At 40.5% G+C, this 18,604-nt stretch carries 14 protein-coding genes and 1 pseudogene; 3 read left to right on the forward strand and 12 right to left on the reverse strand.

The window, feature by feature from the left end:
- From HRT96_RS05530 to HRT96_RS05550, 5 genes and pseudogenes are all read right to left on the reverse strand, one after another.
- Window positions 1-1,371 (reverse strand): type VI secretion system contractile sheath large subunit, encoded by a 1,371-nt coding sequence (locus HRT96_RS05530; protein ID WP_293153428.1) that lies wholly within the window; start codon window positions 1,369-1,371, stop codon window positions 1-3.
- 41 nt (window positions 1,372-1,412) lie between these two features.
- A complete protein-coding gene (gene tssC, locus HRT96_RS05535; protein ID WP_293153431.1) occupies window positions 1,413-2,894 on the reverse strand; it encodes a type VI secretion system contractile sheath large subunit in 1,482 nt (493 codons plus the stop codon).
- Window positions 2,894-3,417 (reverse strand): annotated as a pseudogene (gene tssB, locus HRT96_RS05540) (type VI secretion system contractile sheath small subunit). Before tssB ends, tssC begins: the two are co-directional and overlap by 1 nt.
- A gap of 66 nt (window positions 3,418-3,483) precedes the next feature.
- On the reverse strand, window positions 3,484-4,002 hold the full coding sequence (locus tag HRT96_RS05545) for a type VI secretion system tube protein Hcp (protein WP_293153434.1): 519 nt from the start codon (window positions 4,000-4,002) through the stop codon (window positions 3,484-3,486).
- Window positions 4,003-4,041: 39 nt separating this feature from the next.
- Window positions 4,042-5,394, reverse strand: a complete 1,353-nt coding sequence (locus HRT96_RS05550) for a type VI secretion system ImpA family N-terminal domain-containing protein (RefSeq protein WP_293153437.1) — start codon at window positions 5,392-5,394, stop codon at window positions 4,042-4,044.
- A 642-nt stretch (window positions 5,395-6,036) separates the two neighbouring features.
- On the opposite strand from HRT96_RS05550, the gene HRT96_RS05555 reads away from it, so the two are divergent.
- A complete protein-coding gene (locus HRT96_RS05555; protein WP_293153440.1) occupies window positions 6,037-7,824 on the forward strand; it encodes a hypothetical protein in 1,788 nt (595 codons plus the stop codon).
- A gap of 270 nt (window positions 7,825-8,094) precedes the next feature.
- Here the strand turns inward: HRT96_RS05555 and HRT96_RS05560 are convergent, their stop codons facing one another.
- The 5 genes from HRT96_RS05560 to HRT96_RS05580 all read right to left on the reverse strand — a co-directional run bounded on the left by HRT96_RS05560 (window position 8,095) and on the right by HRT96_RS05580 (window position 16,320).
- Window positions 8,095-9,435 carry an ATP-binding protein gene (locus HRT96_RS05560; RefSeq protein WP_293153443.1) on the reverse strand — a complete coding sequence of 447 codons (1,341 nt, stop codon included), beginning with the start codon at window positions 9,433-9,435 and terminating at the stop codon, window positions 8,095-8,097.
- Window positions 9,428-10,114, reverse strand: coding sequence for a response regulator transcription factor (locus tag HRT96_RS05565; RefSeq protein ID WP_293153446.1), 687 nt, complete (start codon window positions 10,112-10,114; stop codon window positions 9,428-9,430). The genes HRT96_RS05560 and HRT96_RS05565 overlap by 8 nt, the downstream gene beginning before the upstream one ends.
- 624 nt (window positions 10,115-10,738) lie before the next feature.
- Complete coding sequence (locus HRT96_RS05570) at window positions 10,739-13,906, reverse strand: multidrug efflux RND transporter permease subunit (RefSeq protein ID WP_293153449.1); 3,168 nt, start codon at window positions 13,904-13,906, stop codon at window positions 10,739-10,741.
- Window positions 13,906-14,970, reverse strand: coding sequence for an efflux RND transporter periplasmic adaptor subunit (locus tag HRT96_RS05575; protein ID WP_293153452.1), 1,065 nt, complete (start codon window positions 14,968-14,970; stop codon window positions 13,906-13,908). The genes HRT96_RS05570 and HRT96_RS05575 overlap by 1 nt, the downstream gene beginning before the upstream one ends.
- 282 nt (window positions 14,971-15,252) lie before the next feature.
- Window positions 15,253-16,320: a linear amide C-N hydrolase gene (locus tag HRT96_RS05580; RefSeq protein WP_293153455.1), complete on the reverse strand. Its 1,068-nt coding sequence runs from the start codon at window positions 16,318-16,320 to the stop codon at window positions 15,253-15,255.
- Between the two features lie 155 nt (window positions 16,321-16,475).
- Here HRT96_RS05580 and HRT96_RS05585 point away from each other — a divergent pair, with 155 nt between their 5' ends.
- Together HRT96_RS05585 and HRT96_RS05590 are read left to right on the forward strand one after the other, a co-directional pair.
- Complete coding sequence (locus HRT96_RS05585; RefSeq protein ID WP_293153457.1) at window positions 16,476-17,378, forward strand: LysR family transcriptional regulator; 903 nt, start codon at window positions 16,476-16,478, stop codon at window positions 17,376-17,378.
- Between the two features lie 59 nt (window positions 17,379-17,437).
- Complete coding sequence (locus HRT96_RS05590) at window positions 17,438-17,575, forward strand: hypothetical protein (RefSeq protein WP_293153460.1); 138 nt, start codon at window positions 17,438-17,440, stop codon at window positions 17,573-17,575.
- Here HRT96_RS05590 and HRT96_RS05595 read toward each other — a convergent pair.
- Together HRT96_RS05595 and HRT96_RS05600 are read right to left on the reverse strand one after the other, a co-directional pair.
- Window positions 17,572-18,207, reverse strand: coding sequence for a hypothetical protein (locus HRT96_RS05595; RefSeq protein ID WP_293153463.1), 636 nt, complete (start codon window positions 18,205-18,207; stop codon window positions 17,572-17,574). The genes HRT96_RS05590 and HRT96_RS05595 overlap by 4 nt on opposite strands.
- Window positions 18,208-18,280: 73 nt before the next feature.
- Window positions 18,281-18,514: a DUF3859 domain-containing protein gene (locus HRT96_RS05600; RefSeq protein WP_293153466.1), complete on the reverse strand. Its 234-nt coding sequence runs from the start codon at window positions 18,512-18,514 to the stop codon at window positions 18,281-18,283.
- Window positions 18,515-18,604: the final 90 nt, after the last annotated feature.

The raw sequence follows: 18,604 nt of genomic DNA on the forward strand, positions 1-18,604 counted from the left end.
TTATTGCTTCCCTAATTTTGTTGCGGGCACGTCGGTAAGCAGCACTATGTGGGTGTCTAACATTTCATATTGATATTGCGGCTGTAGGTTTATTTGGCAACGGTATTTTGTTGGATCAAGCAGGTCTTGCGTAAAATTAACATCAGCGCGTTTAAGAGGATAACGGGCCATGACAGACTCATCACCAAAATCAACGCCACTGATATATTGGTTTAACCATTTTTCTAACGAACGCTGACATGTAGACGGGCTATCAAAGCTACCGATTTGGTCGCGGATCTGCGCTTTAATGTAATGACCAAAACGACAGGCCATGAGATTGGTCTGTAACATACCACTCATTTTTTCAGTTTCAGTCGTTGCCTTCCACACAGACTGATTACTGAAAATGCCTTTTTGACCGCTGAGATAGACACTTGATAAAGGAACAAACCCTTGTTCAGACCAAAATTCATCATCTTCACTAAACAGATCAATCCGTGATAACAGTGGCTCTTGCTGACCATTACCGACTTGCACTATCGCGCCATAACGCCCGCGTTCATCGTAGGCACGTAAAAAACCAAACCAACTGATACGATCAAATTCACGGATCACGTTTGCAGCCAATAAATACGCTGCGTTTCCCCACAGTACATGTTCCGTCAGCGCTCGTTCGTTAAACACAAACCCGGCTTGGCAATGCTGATAAGGGCTTCTTAAATGGTATTCTGGTAACACCAAATTTAAGAAACGACTCGCACTATGAGAACGTAATAACTGCCAACTTTGTAAATCTGAACTGCTTAAAATACGCTGTATACGTTTATGGTCAGGCATTAATCGAGCGGGTTCGTCACCAAAGAAATACGGATCCACGCCAAGGCTTACAGGGCACAACGCGCGTTCACCTAATTCACCTAATAACTGCAGTGTGTACAGATCATCAAAATCGGCATCATCATCTAAGTCAGACTGAATAAGATGGTCAACAACCAACAGTCCAAAGGGGTGGCCGCCTGCAGTATCGAGTTCTTTTGCGTATATTTTTTGATATAACGCACTGCGGGTGACATTGAAAGATTGATTAAGATCGGCAGACACCATGTCCCAGCTAAGGTCTAATAACTTAACGTGCACACGGCGTTGCGAAACTGGCAGTAAAACTAAGCTATGTAGTCCTAACCAGCGCGCTTCCAATTCTTTGAAGTCAGTGGCTTGCATGACAGCAGAAAGTTGCTCGCTCATGACATCATCAAGTTGCGTGATCAGTTTACTTAACTGTGATTTGAATTCTGAACGATTATCGTTCTGAGCATGGTTTAACAGCATCCGCCACAGCCCTGCATCCGTCAGGACGTTGGCGGATGATGTTAGATTTGATGTACTCATAACAACCTCAACTACCCGAGGGGTCCCCCGGGCATCAACTATTAACCCGGAATATTAGCAACCATACGTAATGACGATGTTAACTCTTCCATTTGTAACCAAGGGCGTAAATAAGCCACGGCAGAATAACAACCAGGGCGGCCCACTTGTTCTTCAACTGTTACTTTTGCTTCAACCAATGGATGTGTTGATTTTGCTTCATTGCCAATCGCACTTGGATTAACATACTGGTGGAGCCAGTTACTTAGTTCTTTTTCAATAGTACCCGGATCTAAGTTAGAACCAATACGATCACGGCCCATGACTTTTAGGTACTGTGCGATTCGGCTACTTGCCATGGTGTAAGGCAAGCGTGCTGAAATGGCTGCGTTTGCAGTCGCATCAGGATCGGTATACGTTTTTGGCTTATGCGCCGTTTGAGCACCCATGAATACGGCGTAGCTCGTATTTTTATAATGCACTAACGGTAAGAAACCTAAGTCACTCAGTTCTTTTTCACGTTCATCTGTTAGGTTTACTTCAGACGGACATTGTTGAACTAAATCACCCGCTGGTGTGTAGTAAGTAAAGTTCGGTAGGTTTTCAACTTTACCGCCATTATCATTACCACGAATAGCAGTACACCAACCGAATTGTGTATATGCTTGCGTTAACAATAAACCGTATTCAAACGCAGCATTACTCCACACAAGATCATCTTGCGTCTCTGGGTAAGCATTGCCGTTAGCGTCATGTTTCAATTCTTCAAAATCAAATGACTTAACAGGTACTGTTTGTTTACCATAAGGTAAACGTGCAATTGTTTTTGGTAGTGTTAGTGCAACATAACGCGAATCATCACTTTCACGGAATGCATTCCAGCTAGCGTAAGCAGGTGAATCAAAACCAGCGGCGACTGGTTTACCTTCGTTAAAGTTAACGAATGAACTAAAATCAAACATGCTTGCATTTGCAGCCGCAATAAATGGTGAATGAGATGCCGCAGCAACTTCACCCATATAACGCATTAGCGCTACATCTTCATCGCCATAACCAAATTCGTAATCACCTAACAATGCACCGTAAGGTTGGCCACCAGCTGTACCAAATTCTTCTTGATAAATCATCGTAAATAAACGGCTACGATCAATCGCTGGCGCATCTTCAAATTGCTCTAATAATTCGTCTTTCGTGTAGTCCGCAAGCTTAATTTTTAAGTTTGGGCCTAATTCACTATTTTTAACTAATTTTTGCAGACCTAACCAAGTACCTTCCAGTTTTTGGAACGCCTTGTGTTGCATCACTGTTGAAAGCTGTTCAGAGATTTTCACGTCTAATGCAGAAATCGCTTTTTCGATTGTTAGTGTTAGGTTTTTATCCCAAGTAACAGTACCGTCTAGCGCTTGTAAAGTGAGTACAGATAGCAATTCTTTGGTCGTGTCTGCTGGTGTCTGTGTGGTTGCTGAAATAGCGCGGTCAAGAAAGTTTAATTCACCTTCTGCGGCACCGGCTTGTTCTGTTGCAGCTTGTTGTTCCGTGCTCATTATTCAGTCTCCCCAGTTTTTACACCTAGCTCTTCAGCTAAATGTTGAATTGAATCGGTACTTTGTAGTACTTCTTTCAATAAGCGTTCTAGATCACGAGAGCGATCCGCTTTGCTTAGTAATTCTTTTAACTGGTTACGTGTTTCAACCAATTTTTTTAGGGGATCAATTTGTTGAACCAAGCGTTCAGGATGAAAATCATTCATTGAACTTAGCTTCAGGTTAACTTCAAATTGGCTATCATCATTTGCTAATTTGTTGTCAACTTTATATGACAATGACGGGCTAATTTGTCCCATCACAGCATCAAAATTATCTTTATCAACACCAGTGAACTCACGTTCTTCTAGGTCAATTTTATCACTTTCAGCTTTATGACCAGAGAAGTCACCAATAACACCAACGACAAAGGGCAAAGGGCAAAGGGCAATTCTTTGGTTTCTGTTGCGCCATTAGTTTCAACATCATAGGTGATACTGACACGGTTTTTACTTATACGCTTATGTTGTGAGTTGAGAGCCATACTTCCCTACCTTTTATTTTAACAAAAATAAAGCGGTGCGCAGCCTAAGAAACACACCGGTCAAAATTATTTAGTTCCAGAAATTAACTTACCTTGTGGAACGTTGTAAGAAACAAGACCGCCGTCTTCTAGTTTACCGCCATCAAGTTCATGACGATGTTTCTTATCAACTTGGATGTAAGAAAGTGAGATGCTTTCGAACGGTTGAGAACCGTCGCTGCCACTTAGGTTGTATGAAACAACACGTGCTTTTTTTAGACCTACTTGGTAATAAATTTCAGCACCAGAACCATCACGTGCAGCTTTAGTAAATACGATATCAACATTTTTACCTTCAACACCTGGACTGAATAGGAACGATAAAAGATCTTCAGAAGCACCACAAAGTTCTTTTGTAATACTTACTTCGCTCATAGCAACCATGCCGGAGTCAGCATTATTACCACTACCAATTTCCATTGCTACTTGACGAACAGCGCCCCAGCTATATGAATTCAAAGCAAACCAACCATCTTGTGGTAAACCTTCAATTGTTGCGCCACCTTTAACTTTAACGCCATCAATTCTCATATATATACTAGCCATGATATTCCTCACTTATTTCTACTTGGGATTGAAAACCAATTACCAGAGAGAATTACTACTCGAGGTAGATACTGGTTCTTCTTGAACTTCTTCTACAGAGACAGCCGTTACATTGTTCAAAACAGAGTGACTCGATGTTGTACTGACTGCTCTCGTGTTGTGTTGCACAGATGTAGATTTATCCACACCTGACAGCGGTAACATTTTTTTGTGCATTGGCTGAATAACATTCGTATCCCCGTTCTCATCAAGAGCGGATAGATGAAACACTTGTTTAATCGTATCCTCTTGATTTAATAACAGCTCCGACATCAACTCAGGAAGTGATAAATAGCCCCAACGAATTGCTTTTTCTAACAAATAAGAGACCGGGCTATGTGGTTCTACTTTCCTAAACGATTCAGCTAACGTTCGTAGTTGATGAAACGCATCATCGCGATTGAATTCTTGATTATTAACAGGTAAACCATCTAACAAAGCGTAATCAGTAACACTATCTTCTTTAACTTGCATATTCTTTTCGCCGCCATCAACATGATTGATTTCATCTGTTTCAGGTTGTATATCAGCCTTAATCACGCGTTTTTCTTCACTCTTTAAACCTGAGATGTATTCCATCGCTTTCAATATTTTAGTGATCACGCTGACAATAAATTGAAAGCCAGGTTGAGGTAATAAATACTGTTTACATACGCTAGTGACATGTGTTTCAACGGCACGCATAGCCTCTCGTATCGACACTAAATTTTGCATTAAGCTAGTTACTTTAACCCTTTCACCCAATGCCACATTTTGGTACTGTTGACGTAACTCAGGTAAACCGCCTTTGCGCTCTGCACTTAAATAACGCGAATAATTTAAGTCCCCAATTAGCGGTAACATTAAGAAAGGTGAATACACTAAGCTACTGTCTTCACTTTCACCGACTAGTTGTACAAAGCCCTTCACTTTAAATGCGTTAATTTCTTTTAATTTGTCACTTTCTGACTTTATTTTATTGTCAGGGAGTACGGGATGAACCTCGTCCCAATGCCCCTCAACAAGTGCTTGCAACCATTGACTTGCTTCACGCAGCCCATTTAATGCAGGGTCAATGACTATCTGAGCCGCTAGCAGCCAACCCGCTAGCTCAATATCTTTTGATGTCGTTTTAAATATTTCAATCAAACTACTTGATAAAGAACGCCAGTGTTCAACGTTGGCATCTTGTAAACTATCCATTTCTGCAGGATCTGGTGTCTGCATTAATTGACGCTGAGATGTTTGTGCAACATTAAATTCATTTCTAAGCGGTCTAAACTTTTGTTTATCTGATTTTAAATAAACGCCACAAAAATGTTCATCATCAATTGGTAATAAAAGTAATTCATGTGATGTCTGATTGAATAACATATATTTTCTGACCTATTTAATTTAGACCTATTGTTCCAACAGGTTGGCAGCTTGTAAACAAACTTATCGTAAGCGGACGTAAGCGATGTAAGTCAAGCAACGAATCAGGAGGGTAATAAAAATAATTCAAAGTTAATATTAATACAAATAAAGATCTTCAATAGTGTAACGAACAACGAGCACAAAAATAAATACATAATAATCAATAGGTTAATATCACATGTATCAATAGGTTAATATTGCAGCCATCATGGGCGCCACAAAAAATAAGACCAGTTAATAAAAGCCATTAACTTAAAAAAAATAGAGTAATAACTTTAATGGACAATATGAAACCAGTATTTATTTGTTTTATATGTAATGAAATTTATTAGACAGTAAACTTTACGTTTAGAAATCCAATAAACATTGGAAAACTTACATCAAGCACGTACGAAAGATTAGATGTATTTGGTGGTCGTCTGAATTTATATTCAATTTATGACAACACCTCATTGTAAGTCATTGTAAGAGATTAACTCTAATATAAGAAATCGCATGAGTAGTATGTTACGTTTTGTCTATCTCGATATTGAGTATAATAATTATATTTTTTTGAGTGAATGGTTTTATTAATTAATAATTATAATAGGAATAGCTAATATGCCACGTCAAAGTCAACCCCACTTAGAATTAGATTTGGGTTTCATCAAAAATAACTTAGGCAAGGCAGGTGTATGCTCGAGAGAATTTGACAAATGGTTAGACCGATTACAAAAAGCATACGGCAAAGTAAATTCCGTCAGGGCTATTCCGGTACTACAAAGAGGGATTGATGGTGTTTACTCGCTGCTTGAAAGTATGAAGTATCGACATCACAAAGGTAACAGTAGTGCATATGAATATGGTGTATCTGCTATTACTGAAGACCCTACTTGGCAATGTCTTGTATCTTCTGTCACACATCATTTTCCTAAACAGGTCAAAGTAGTTAGACCGAGTAGAACACCACATGAGGCAATTAGGGATAAATGTGTTAACCGGACATTTTTTAATTTTATTTTTCAGCAACAACGTCTAGTTGAAATTATGAAACCTAATATTATTGCCCAAGGTGAGTTAGGTCGTCTACAAGTTCAGATTCTTGAAGCACAGATATCCTCTTTGGAAAAAGCCTACAATGAGCGAAGTCAGTTCAATGAACAGGTATGGACAATTCTGAATGACTACAAATGTCGTCAGAGTGTCTTTCAGGCTACAGCGTCACCGAAAGCAAGTGCAGAAGCAAAGAGTAATAGCTTATCTGCGGATGCTAGTGTTGAGCTTTTTGCCGGTTTAAAAGTTGAAGTAATTAAAGAATGGGACTTTGCAAATATAATGCGTAATAAGGTAACAGTAAACGCATTAATTGGTAGTAATTTTAAAGCAGCAGTAAGTGCTAACGCTAAGATAAATGACATTAGTTACGCGAGTGCTAGTGCCAAAATTGACGAAGCAAAAAAAACCACGAATAAGAGTGGTTTTTCTGATGCCATGCAATTGATACCCGGTATTGATTTAGGTGTAAATGCAGAACTTGCAGCAATGATGGGGGTAAAAGTTACCGTTAAGCATGAGCTTACTGTGGGTCAAATTATGGCAATGACCAATGAAGCTGAACTGTTTGTTGGTGCAGAGGTAAAGGCTTCAGCTTCAGCTACGCTGAACTCAAATAACATTTATGGAAAAGATGAAATAATTTTCGGTAAGCTGGGGGCAAGTGCCTTTGCGGGACTAAAAGCCACAGGCTCGAGTACCGTTACCTTTAAAGCGCGAGGAATCAGTGCAGCATCTGTGAAGGTTTCTGGATCTGTTTCGGCGGGGATAGGCATCACAGCTGAAATTGAAGCATCGGTTCGAACCTCTGGGGATATCAAATTTAAAATTGCAACAGGGGCAACCGCAGGGATCGGCGCTTCAACGTCACTAGGTGCAAGTGTTAATCCAGTTGCCCTTAAGGTGATCTTATGGGATGGTTTCGCTCATCACCTGACAACAAAAAAATACCAAATACGCAAGAATGAAAAACTAGACCGAAATTTAAATACTGTGGCGATTATACGTTGCGGTGAACATGCTCTCATGTCATTAAGTTCTCTAGAAAACGATTATAGAAAAATGGCAGAAGAGCTTTGGAGAATCCCGGTAGATGCTAATTATTCTAATGGTGTTTATCATGATGATCTATCTCGAGGAGCCAAACTTGATGATGCTTATATACGTTCGGTTGAGATGAATAGTGATCGCGGCATGAAGAAAGCCGAGGAGGGCATTATGCATAGTTCTCAGGTTTTAAGTCAATCGGTTGCAGATAATAAGTCGCATTTAAATAAACAATCTCGAGGTCGAAAAGCAATACGCAGAACGAAAGGATTACTAGCAATACAACCTCCGGTGGGGGCTTGGGTTTAATGCTATTTTAGCGGATATCTTAACGGTAAAAGCACTGAAGGTGAAAATGTTCAGTGTTTTATTTTGGGCCCTTATAACCCCTGATTTAGCGTTAAATCAGCTAAGAAATAACAGCGTTAAAATATCACAATTATTAAATACAGCGCGAAGGTGCATTCTTGTATATTTTGAATATAATATTGTCTATCTGCAACATCATTCAAGTTCTCTTAAACGATTGTAATCAAGTAAAACGGTGAACTTCAATGGAAAGTTATGTCACTGCGCCAATTAACTCTTTAAAACAGGGGACGACTCTTTTCTTTGTACTGGAATCATGAGTTCAAATTTAGCGCCGCCAAGTTGACTTACTGATGGAGCGATTTGACCTCCTAAGCATTTTGCAGCACTTTTCGCAATTGATAGGCCGAGTCCTAGCCCCCCCGAATTACGGCTTCGGCTATTATCTAAGCGAGCAAAAGGGATAAAAATCTTGTGATAGTTCTCGGGAAGGATACCAGGACCATCATCTTCAACTGTTATTCTAATGGTATTAGCGAGTTGAACAACGCTTACTTTAACCGTTGACTGGGCATAATTTAACATATTTTTTAGTAAGTTATCAAATGCTAAGCGCAAATACATCGGGCTGATATTCATTATTATCTCATCGTCAGCACAATAATTTACATCAATACTATTATGAGTCTGATATAACGCGATCCGAGACTGAATGAAGTCGGTTATTACAATAGATTGTTCATCACAATTATAATGGGAATATTTAGCGCTGACGCGTGAAAATGTAGTTATCTGCTCTGATAATTCAACCATGCCATCTACATAATCATCAATACTATCTAGTAGTTCGATATGTTTACGTCTTGTGAGGTCTTTTTTCAATAGCCCTACAGCCAGTTGTATTCGACTAAGCGGAGTTCTCACTTCATGAGGTAAAGCTTGTGCGAATACCTCACCTTCATCAACGCGTTCGTTGATTGCTTTTGCCATGGCATTAAAGCTGATCGATAGGCCATTAAGTAACGAGGTAGCTTGAAGATCTACGCGTATATTCAGATTTCCGCGACCAAAGGCATGATTTATTTCAACTAAGTGATTTATCTGAATCTGTAACTTACGGATAGGCCAATATAAATTTATAGCGATAAGAAAAAGCATGAAAGCAAACGTACCGAATAAGATAATATCATCTTCAACACGTTCATCATAAAAGTTTTCACTGATTGTGATCGCCGCAATAGCGCTACGGAGTCGATAAACTGCGAGATATTCGTTATTTTTTTGCATGTAAATATCAACTTTATTAATAGTCTTAATATATTTACATTCCTGGCAAGGAGATAAACTTTTCAATAAGCTAATTTTTTCAATGTTATAGTTATATGAATCAACCTCGGCACGTTGATAAAAATCATCAGCATTCATCAGCACATCATTACGCTGAGCTTCTAGTTCTTGGTAAACTTGCATCGTATTGTTATAAAAATACGCGGTCTTTTCTTGATAAACGAATATACTTGTTAACCATGCTGTTAATAAAATACAGGCACAGATAACGACCACGATACTGATATAAATATGCGAAAATAATGAGGTCAGACGATTATTCATTGATCAACATATAGCCTTTGTAACGGATCGTTTTTATTATTTTCTGCGTCGAATCATCAATATTGAGTTTCTTGCGTAATCCAGATATACGCATATCAATAGAACGATCAGAAAAGTCATGATCAATACCACGCAGTTGTTGGCAGCACTCTTCCCGGGAAATAACGACTCCCACATTTTTGGTTAATAATAACAGTAGATCATATTCAGAATCGGTGAGTTCTAATGTTTTCCCTCTAAATTCTACATGTTGCTTTCTCGGATCAATTTTTAATCTTTTTAGCTGAATTGTCTCACTGCCATTTTGTTGTCTGTTTGAGCGGCGTAACAATGCCGTTATTCGTGCAGCCATTATATGAGGACGCACAGGTTTAGTTAAATAATCATCAGCACCAAGTTTGAGTAAGCTAACTTCAGTTAACTCATCATCACTGGCAGTTAATACCAGTATGGGTTCATTGAAAAAAACTCTAGCTTGTGCACAAATATCTCTGCCTGATAAACCAGGTAGCATTAAATCTAAAATAAGTAGGTCAGGTTGATATTGCTTTATAGCAGTCAAGGCTATGGCGCCATCATTAATAATCTTAGTTTGATAACCTTCGCCGTTTAAATACATGGCTGTTAATCTTGCTATTTCATGATCATCTTCGACGATCAATATTCGTGTACTCGGCATTTACCCACCCTTAAATAATATAGATGCTGAGTGAGCCAGTCTAGTGGCACACAAAAGTCGCATCGAATTATAAACATATTTATTATTCTGTAACCTACCCATTATTGGTGCAAAACACCACACTAGTTCAAAAAACCAAATTAATATATATTAAATTATTTAATATCTATTAATTTAAATATAAGGACATTTTAATCTTTGACTAATCAAAATCACGACAGGCCGTTACAAACGCTTACAAAAAATATATTTAGCTTACGTGAAAATTAAATCTTTCCAGCACCAATTGGATTGACCCGCTAAAACATCAATTTTGTTGGGCTTATAATATTGTGTTATTTTTCATATAATATTGCGTTTAAAATACGACTACGACATTATTATAATTAGGGTTAACCACTGCCAATTTTATACTCATTACAAAACTGTCCTTACGCGATGCAAGCGGTACGTGACCATGCTCGAATCACATCTAAGCCAATGGCGAAATACCCGCACTGGCTAGAAACTAATGAAGAATTTTTATTTGGACATGCCGACTAAAAACAACAAAGGGCAAACATAATATCAATTATGTTTGCCCTTATCGTCAGTATGACCGTCAGTTAAAACGACAATGAAAAATTAAGCGACGTCTTTCACTACATGCACATCACTTACCTGTATGTTCGTTTTAGCTGTTTTAGCAGCAGACGTTTTGGCTGATTGCTCTGCTAATTCAGCTTCTAACATCGCTTCTACATAACCTGGAGAATGTGTTGTGCCAGAAATCAAACGGTACATTGCAGGGATCACGAATAACGTAACCAAGGTCGCAAACGCCATACCGAAGAACACCACAGTACCCACAGCAATACGACTTTCCGAACCAGCGCCAGTAGACATGATCAATGGAATAGCACCCGCTAACGTGGTAAATGCCGTCATCAGAATCGGACGTAAACGACGGGCAGACGCATCAATAATAGCTTGTTCAATTGCAACGCCACGATCACGTAACTGATTGGCAAATTCTACAATTAAAATACCATTCTTAGTCACCATACCAATCAACATGATCATGCCAATCTGACTGTAAATATTCAGACCACCACCCATGACATACAAGCCTAAGAAGCCACCAAACACGCCCATAGGCACAGTGAACATCACTACCATCGGGTTAATAAAGCTTTCAAACTGCGCCGCTAATACTAAATAAGCCACCAGCAGAGCTAAACCAAACACAATTAAAATACTACTTTGGTTTTCTTTAAAGTCTTTTGACTCGCCAGAATAAGCGATGGAAATATCACTCGGTAATGACGCAACGGCTTGCGCATCCAAAAAGTCCAAGACTTCGCCTAAGGTATAACCGTCACCCAAACTACCGCTTAGGGTAATAGATTTTTGCTTATTGCTGTGCGATAAACGATTTGCCGATGCAACCTCTTCGATTGTAGTAATGGTATCTAACGTGATCAGATCACCTTTAGCACTACGAATATAAATCTGACTTAAATCGTTAACGTTATTAAAGCTATTTTCATCACCGCGCAGGTAAACATCGTATTCTTCACCACGCTCGATATAACTGGTCTCACTACGGCCACCGAGCATGATCTCAAGTGTTGTTGATACTTCATCAACACTGATACCTAATTCACCAGCACGCTCTTTATCAATAGTCACCACCAGCTCAGGGGTTTTCTCTGAATAATCCAGATCACCACCGACTAAAACGCCTGCTTCTTCTGCTTTGGCTTTCAGTAACTCCGCCCATTTTTCGAGTTCCGAATAATCAGAGCCACCTAATACAAATTGCACCGGATCGCTTGAGCCGCCACGGAAACCAGGCATCATAGGACGTACCATCACATCGGGAATGTCTTTTAACGCTTTTGCTACCATGCCTAACGCTTCACCAGCGCTAACACTACGGTCTGCCCAGTCTTCAAGAATGATGATCACAAAGCCCGTTTGATCCCCAGCACGGCCACCAAATGCAGGCGCTTGGGTACTAAAGGATTTAATAACACCTTGGCCAACAAGCGGTAATAAACGCCCCTCAACAATATCCATATTCGCCGTCATACGGTTAAAACTGGTGCCTTCCGCACCTTTAACAAACGCAAATAATACCCCGCGATCTTCTTGTGGTGACAGCTGTGATGGCACTTGCTTCATTAATAAGAAACTACCAACAACACAGGCGATAATAACCACAGGTGCAACCAAGCGATATGCAATTGCTTTGGTGACAATACCGCGATAACCATTTTCTAAGCGCTGGAATAATCCTTCCATCCACACACTAAAACGACTGGTTTTTTGCTCTGATTTTAACATCTTACTGGCAAGTACAGGGGTTAGTGTCAATGCAATCAACGACGAGAAGATCACTGACATTGCGAGTAATACCGAGAACTCGGTAAATAACAGCCCGACCATACCATCCATAAACGAAATAGGCAGGAATACCATGACTAACACCATGGTTGTAGCAACAACCGCAAAGCCCACTTCTCGCGTACCTTTATACGCCGCTAATAATGGTTTTTCACCTTGCTCAATGTGATGGAAAATATTCTCGACCACCACAATGGCGTCATCCACCACCAAACCAATGGATAAGATCAATGCCATTAAAGTGATTAAGTTAATCGAAAAGCCAAAATAATAAGCGGCGATAAATGACGAAATCAACGAGACAGGCACAGTAACTGCCGGGATCAACGTTGCGCGTGCCTGACCAATAAAGATATACAAGACTAATACCACCAAACCACCGGTGATAAATAGCGTGCTATACACCTCCGAAATAGATTGGTCGATAAACACGGTAGAATCGTAATCCACCGTCAGACTCATGCCTTCGGGTAAAAAGCCTTGCATCTTATCGACTTCTGCACGTACCGCCGACGCGACATCCAAAGGATTGGCATCTGATTGTGTGACAACACCCAAGCTCAGGTTAACGATACCATTACTTTTAAATGACGAACTTTCATTTTCAGCGCCAACATACACTTGGGCGACGTCGCGTAAATACACCGGATAACCATCACTGGTCATACGTACAACGAGGTATTCAAAGTCTTGAGGTTCGGCATACAAACGAGCGGTACGCACTGACATTACTGTGGTATCGTTACGTACTTCACCACCTGGATTCTCAACGTTTTCAGTTTTTAATGCATCGACGATATCACTGGTGGTAACCGCACGCCCAGCCATTAAATCAGGAAACAACTTAACGTACATGACCTGATACAATCCGCCGGATAAATCAACCGAGCTCACGCCCGAGATCAAGCTAAAGCGATCTTCCAATACCCGTTGGGCATAATCGGTAAGCTGAGTACGATCCATTACGGTGGAGTTTAAATTGATATAAACCGAGGGTTCACCACTGCCGTTATCTTTCGATACGATGGGATCATCGGCTTCATCCGGCAAGCTACGCTGCGCTTTGGCAACCGCATCCCGAATATCACTGACACCTTCGGTTAAATTCCAGCCCAGATCAAATGTCACCGTAATACGCGACATACCATTTCGGGTAACCGATCTTACTTCATCGATACCACTAATACCGGTAATTTGATCTTCAATCACCGAGGTGATCTGGCTTTCCATAATGGATGCAGCAGCACCATCATAACGTGTCATCACGGTGACAACTGGGCTTTCAACATCCGGCATTTCGCGTACCGCAAGTTTACTAAACGACACGGCGCCAAACACACACAGCAATAAGCTGAGTACTATCGCGACGACAGGTCGTTTAACTGACGTATCAGACAACCACATTAGTTAGTCTCCTGTTGATCTGTCAAATCTTTCACTTGCAGTCCGTTACGCATATTAACCAGACCCTGTACGACAATGCGGTCGCCAATGTCTAGGCCATTTTCAATCAATACTTGGTCAACAATACGTGCACCTAAAAATACTTGAGTTCGCGTGACACGTTCATCTTCACCGACAACATATACAAAACGTTTTGTGCCTGAGTATTCTATTGCTTGTACTGGAATAATAGGTTCGTTGATCACCGGAAATACCACACTTGATGACATCATCATTCCTGGTTTAAGATGGTTATCAGTATTTTCAAAATTCACGCGTACACGTAAATTTAATGTTTCAGGATTAATGCGAGAATCAATCGCAACGACCTCGCCTTTAAAACGCTGATCATCCCATGCCCGACTTGTTGCGGTCACGACCATACCCGTTGATAATTGCGATAAATAACGCTCTGGTACTGCCAGATCAAGCTGCATTGTCGATAAGTCATCCAGCGTTAACAGCTCAGTACCAACCGACACCATTTTGCCGCGACTAAAATCTAATAAACCAACCGTGCCTGCAAAAGGCGCGGTTAAATAATGATCATCCATATTTGCTTGTGCCGCCGCTAAACGCGCCTTGGCAATATCCACTAACGCAGTTTGTGCGAAAACTTCGGTTTGGGTAATGGCATTACTTTTTACTAGCGTTGCATATTCATTAAGCTTACGCTGCTCATCGGTAAAATAAGCGTTTGCCTCCATCAATACCGCTTGTGCTTTACTGTCATCAAGCTGCACTAATAATTGCCCTGCTGTCACCGTTTGATTGGCTGTAATCTTGATACTATCAACCTTACCTGCGACTTCTGGTGCAACGCTGACAAATTGTACTGACTGTAACTTACCGATTAACGAAATAGATTGTGAAACTTCGTGATATTGCACGGTATCCGTATACACAGACACCACCCGTTCGGGGCCTTGTCCACCTTTCGCGCCTTTGGCCTGAACAGGAATGGTGTAACTAGAAAAACTAAACATCAGTGCGCTAATGATCGCAAGGGAAGTACGTCTATGCATTATATCTCTTCTATAAAAATGAGCGTGATTGCCTTCATCCATGAATAGCAAATCTAAAATTTTGATATCGTATAATACCGCAAAATAGGCAGGGAAATATGGAGGAAATGAGGAGATTAGGGTCAACTAGTGTAAAGTTTGTCAGGATCAAGAATATATTATAAAAACTATTATTTAACCGGTAAAGAAAAATGCCAGTCAGTATCGATTCATCCCATCAATACCAACCCGCATTGTTTCATACTTCGGTGCTATTTATCTATACGCACTTTCTATTCGGTGCTATTTATCTATACGGTACTGGGCCATCACCCCGTTTTGCTGTTTAAATTGGCTGGTCATGTCACCAACATTACTTTGCTCATCAGCTTTTAAGGTGTAGTTTTTACCATCGTTAAGTTTATTAAAATCAACTTTAAACTGGGTATACACATCACCATACTGATAACGCATATTAAGCTCTTTCTGCTCGAGATTATAAGTGAGGGTATATTGTGTTGCATAACCTGTCATTTCACCGCCAATGAGTCGATTAGCCGCATCCAGTGGCACTTTATAGGTCGAGCTGTCAATTTTTGCTAAACCGTTAATTATACTGCTTGGTTCTTGCAGTTGGGATAACATGTATTTATTCCACACAAAACGTTCTGCAGCCCCTACGTTACCGTCGAGTGGATAGTCACTGGAAAATTGCGCTTGTTGGGTCGGTTTTTTTGCATCCCAATTATTTAAATGTTCATTAAACTCGGGGCTATTGGTTAATACGTCATATTGCGCACCGTGGTAAATGTTCCACTTGCCATCAATGAATTCTAAAATAGCAGAATCACCACTGGTGTCTTGCAATGAATAATGGCCTTTTAACTTAGCGCCAGCATGTGAAAACAACTGTATTTGAATATCTTCGATGCCCACTAACGCGGCTTTTACGCTGCTAAAGTTATCTAAGAAATACGGAATAACGCGCGAGTTTTCTAACTGCACTTTATCGGCATTGTATTCACCACTGCTTTCTTCACCAAGATACAAGGCATTCGCCGCTAATCCCGCTTCATTAAAGCCATCAATACCGGCTTTACCGTAAAACGTCGTCAGAATAGATGCATACTTAGATGTCCACGTCATGACTTTTTCACCAGACTCAGCACCTCGGTAACTGATACCTTTGGCACGTACATCAATCGTTGGGTGTGTTTCAACCATCCAGTCCATGGTACGAGACACAAATACCCCGTGCTCTTCGGTATCCCAAATCAAACGCGAGCAGGCTTGCACCGCAGAAATAGCGGATGTGAATAGCGCCGCGCCGACCGCTATCTTAACCAATGATTTTTTTGCTAATAAAGTCATGCTTAACCTACCTTGTAAGATGTTATCCCAGTAATGGAATGTTTCTGGATCTCGCTTGTTTACATACCGCCATAATAAAGGTTTAATCTCACAGGTAATCTCAGTTGTGTTGGGCATTCCCTAACAAAAAGAAAACAAACGACAAGGCAATAATAATGCTTAGATTTAGTTTCGAACAGCTGGCGTCATTCGTGGCGGTAGCTGAAAAAGGCTCATTTAGTAAAGCGGCGCTGTCACTGGGGAAAGACCGTTCGACCTTGCACCAACACGTCGGCAATTTAGAGATTGATTTAGGCATTACCTTATTTGATCGCAGTGGGAAATTCCCGAAAATCACCTTTGAAGGCAATAGCTTATTAACCCAAGCCCGACATATTCTTTATCACGCTCAAGTATTACAAAATAGTGGTGATAGTTTGGCGGAGGGTTTAGAAGAAAGCCTGACCATCTATCACGATATATCCTTACCTATCTCGGTCATAGAACAAGTACAATTAGCGGTCCACCAGCAATACCCACAAACCCAACTGCATTGGATCCATCGCGGGCGTGCAGAGTCCATGGACGCTCTTGCAGAGCAACACGCTGATATTGCCATTGTATTGAGTAAAGGTTCCGGTGTATTACCAAGTAAAGGGCTCACCTTTACTAATCTCGGTTATCTGCCATTTTCTTTCTTTGCCCATAAAGACAGTGTATTAGCGCAACAAACAAGTTGTAACTTAGAAGATCTAGAAAAGCAGCAGCAATACACCGCAGAAAACTACCTAGAAGTGGAGCTCGGAAACAATACCAAAATCTCAGGGCGTATTGCCACGATCAGCAATATAGATATTATTCTGTCATTACTCAAACAAGGTGGCTGGGCATTGCTGCCTAACCACTTTGTCAGTTCGTCTTCGTATGTCGATGCGATCTGTAAACTCAATATTAACTTTATGACTAATGATGGCCGTTGGAGTTTGATATTACTCACCCGTAACCATCAAAGTACCGGTACAGTACAACGCTATGCGATTGAGCAGTTTAAAGCAGCGTTCAAAGTGATCACACAATAGCTTAGTGAATGTATTGATGTCAGTATTCTCTTAAACTACACGCCTTACCGGGTGATGATGTGAAACCACAAGATTTTGTATGTTTCTATTTCAGTGGTGATCGCGGTGCCTATATCCATGCTGATATTTGGCACGAAGGGGTATTTACGATTGCAGGAGAACAAGAATTTGCCGTAACGTTTAACCGTGAACATTAACGATAAAGCGCGTCAATTTCACCATTTTTAATGCGTATATTCACCCGCAGTAGCGCATGTTGGGCAATTTTCAACACATCTTTCATGCTCTCATAACAAGCGTGCTCATTCTTACCATAAGCAAAGAAATTTAACGACACTTGATAACCCATACCACCAGTATCCGGTTTATCACCCAACGCCAAATAGCAGGTCGGCGATTGCGACAAACCAATCACGCCAGCGTTAAAACTCGGTTTCATCGACGACACCATGGACTGAATATTAGTCATTAACCAGTTAATGCTTTTTTCCTGACAATTTTCAGGAATATCGCGGAACAAGATCATTAACCGCGCACTGCATTTTTTCGCATACGGGTACTGCTGGTCGGTATTATCTTCAGCGGCATTAAACACACAGTCGTTACTTTCCAATAACGAGCCGGCACCATTCACCCATTCAATTAAGCTATAAAACTGTTCAACAAAATCCCACTGTTTAAACGGTAACAGATCTTCTAATGCACTACGGATCAACTGAGGCTGTCGTTTAAAATCCATATATACACTCGACTCATCCGATACCATACTCGTCCACGGATGAGATCTTAACGCTGAGTTATCAATTTTTTTGGAAATAAAAGCGTCCACAGTTGCAGCCTTTGTTGGTTATACCCATGTTACTTCAAGATATTTGGGTTAATACGATAATGAGAATTGGATTTTAACAGTGTTCCGGCGATATATTAAAAGTTTTATCCGCTAAAATTTTGTTATCGAGTTCAATCGTCATACGCCAGTCACCGCATTTATCCGCAATGGGAGACCACACAGTATCAATTTCTGCCGGAATGTCGGTGGTGAACGCCTGAATACTTGGTAAGTCTTTTGATTTACTCTGCCACTGAGAATGGATGCCATATGTTTGCATTTTAGTGACAGGTTTGTATTTAGCCATTGCTTCACCTAGGTGATAATCAGAAATTAATGCGTTCAATAATTCCGATGACGAGTGCTTGTGGAAAGATGTACAGCATCACCCTACAAG

This window comes from Moritella sp. (genome assembly GCF_013215705.1).
Classification (GTDB): Bacteria; Pseudomonadota; Gammaproteobacteria; order Enterobacterales; family Moritellaceae; genus Moritella.

What these genes read in the sequence shown, in the direction of transcription:
- HRT96_RS05565 (WP_293153446.1), bottom strand. Translation starts at nt 10,114, where the DNA reads ATGCCGAGTACACGAATATTGATCGTCGAAGATGATCATGAAATAGCA.
- tssC (WP_293153431.1), bottom strand. Translation starts at nt 2,894, where the DNA reads ATGAGCACGGAACAACAAGCTGCAACAGAACAAGCCGGTGCCGCAGAA.
- HRT96_RS05585 (WP_293153457.1), top strand. Translation starts at nt 16,476, where the DNA reads ATGCTTAGATTTAGTTTCGAACAGCTGGCGTCATTCGTGGCGGTAGCT.
- HRT96_RS05530 (WP_293153428.1), bottom strand. Translation starts at nt 1,371, where the DNA reads ATGAGTACATCAAATCTAACATCATCCGCCAACGTCCTGACGGATGCA.
- HRT96_RS05570 (WP_293153449.1), bottom strand. Translation starts at nt 13,906, where the DNA reads ATGTGGTTGTCTGATACGTCAGTTAAACGACCTGTCGTCGCGATAGTA.
- HRT96_RS05600 (WP_293153466.1), bottom strand. Translation starts at nt 18,514, where the DNA reads ATGGCTAAATACAAACCTGTCACTAAAATGCAAACATATGGCATCCAT.
- HRT96_RS05575 (WP_293153452.1), bottom strand. Translation starts at nt 14,970, where the DNA reads ATGCATAGACGTACTTCCCTTGCGATCATTAGCGCACTGATGTTTAGT.
- HRT96_RS05580 (WP_293153455.1), bottom strand. Translation starts at nt 16,320, where the DNA reads ATGACTTTATTAGCAAAAAAATCATTGGTTAAGATAGCGGTCGGCGCG.
- HRT96_RS05550 (WP_293153437.1), bottom strand. Translation starts at nt 5,394, where the DNA reads ATGTTATTCAATCAGACATCACATGAATTACTTTTATTACCAATTGAT.
- HRT96_RS05545 (WP_293153434.1), bottom strand. Translation starts at nt 4,002, where the DNA reads ATGGCTAGTATATATATGAGAATTGATGGCGTTAAAGTTAAAGGTGGC.
- HRT96_RS05560 (WP_293153443.1), bottom strand. Translation starts at nt 9,435, where the DNA reads ATGAATAATCGTCTGACCTCATTATTTTCGCATATTTATATCAGTATC.
- HRT96_RS05555 (WP_293153440.1), top strand. Translation starts at nt 6,037, where the DNA reads ATGCCACGTCAAAGTCAACCCCACTTAGAATTAGATTTGGGTTTCATC.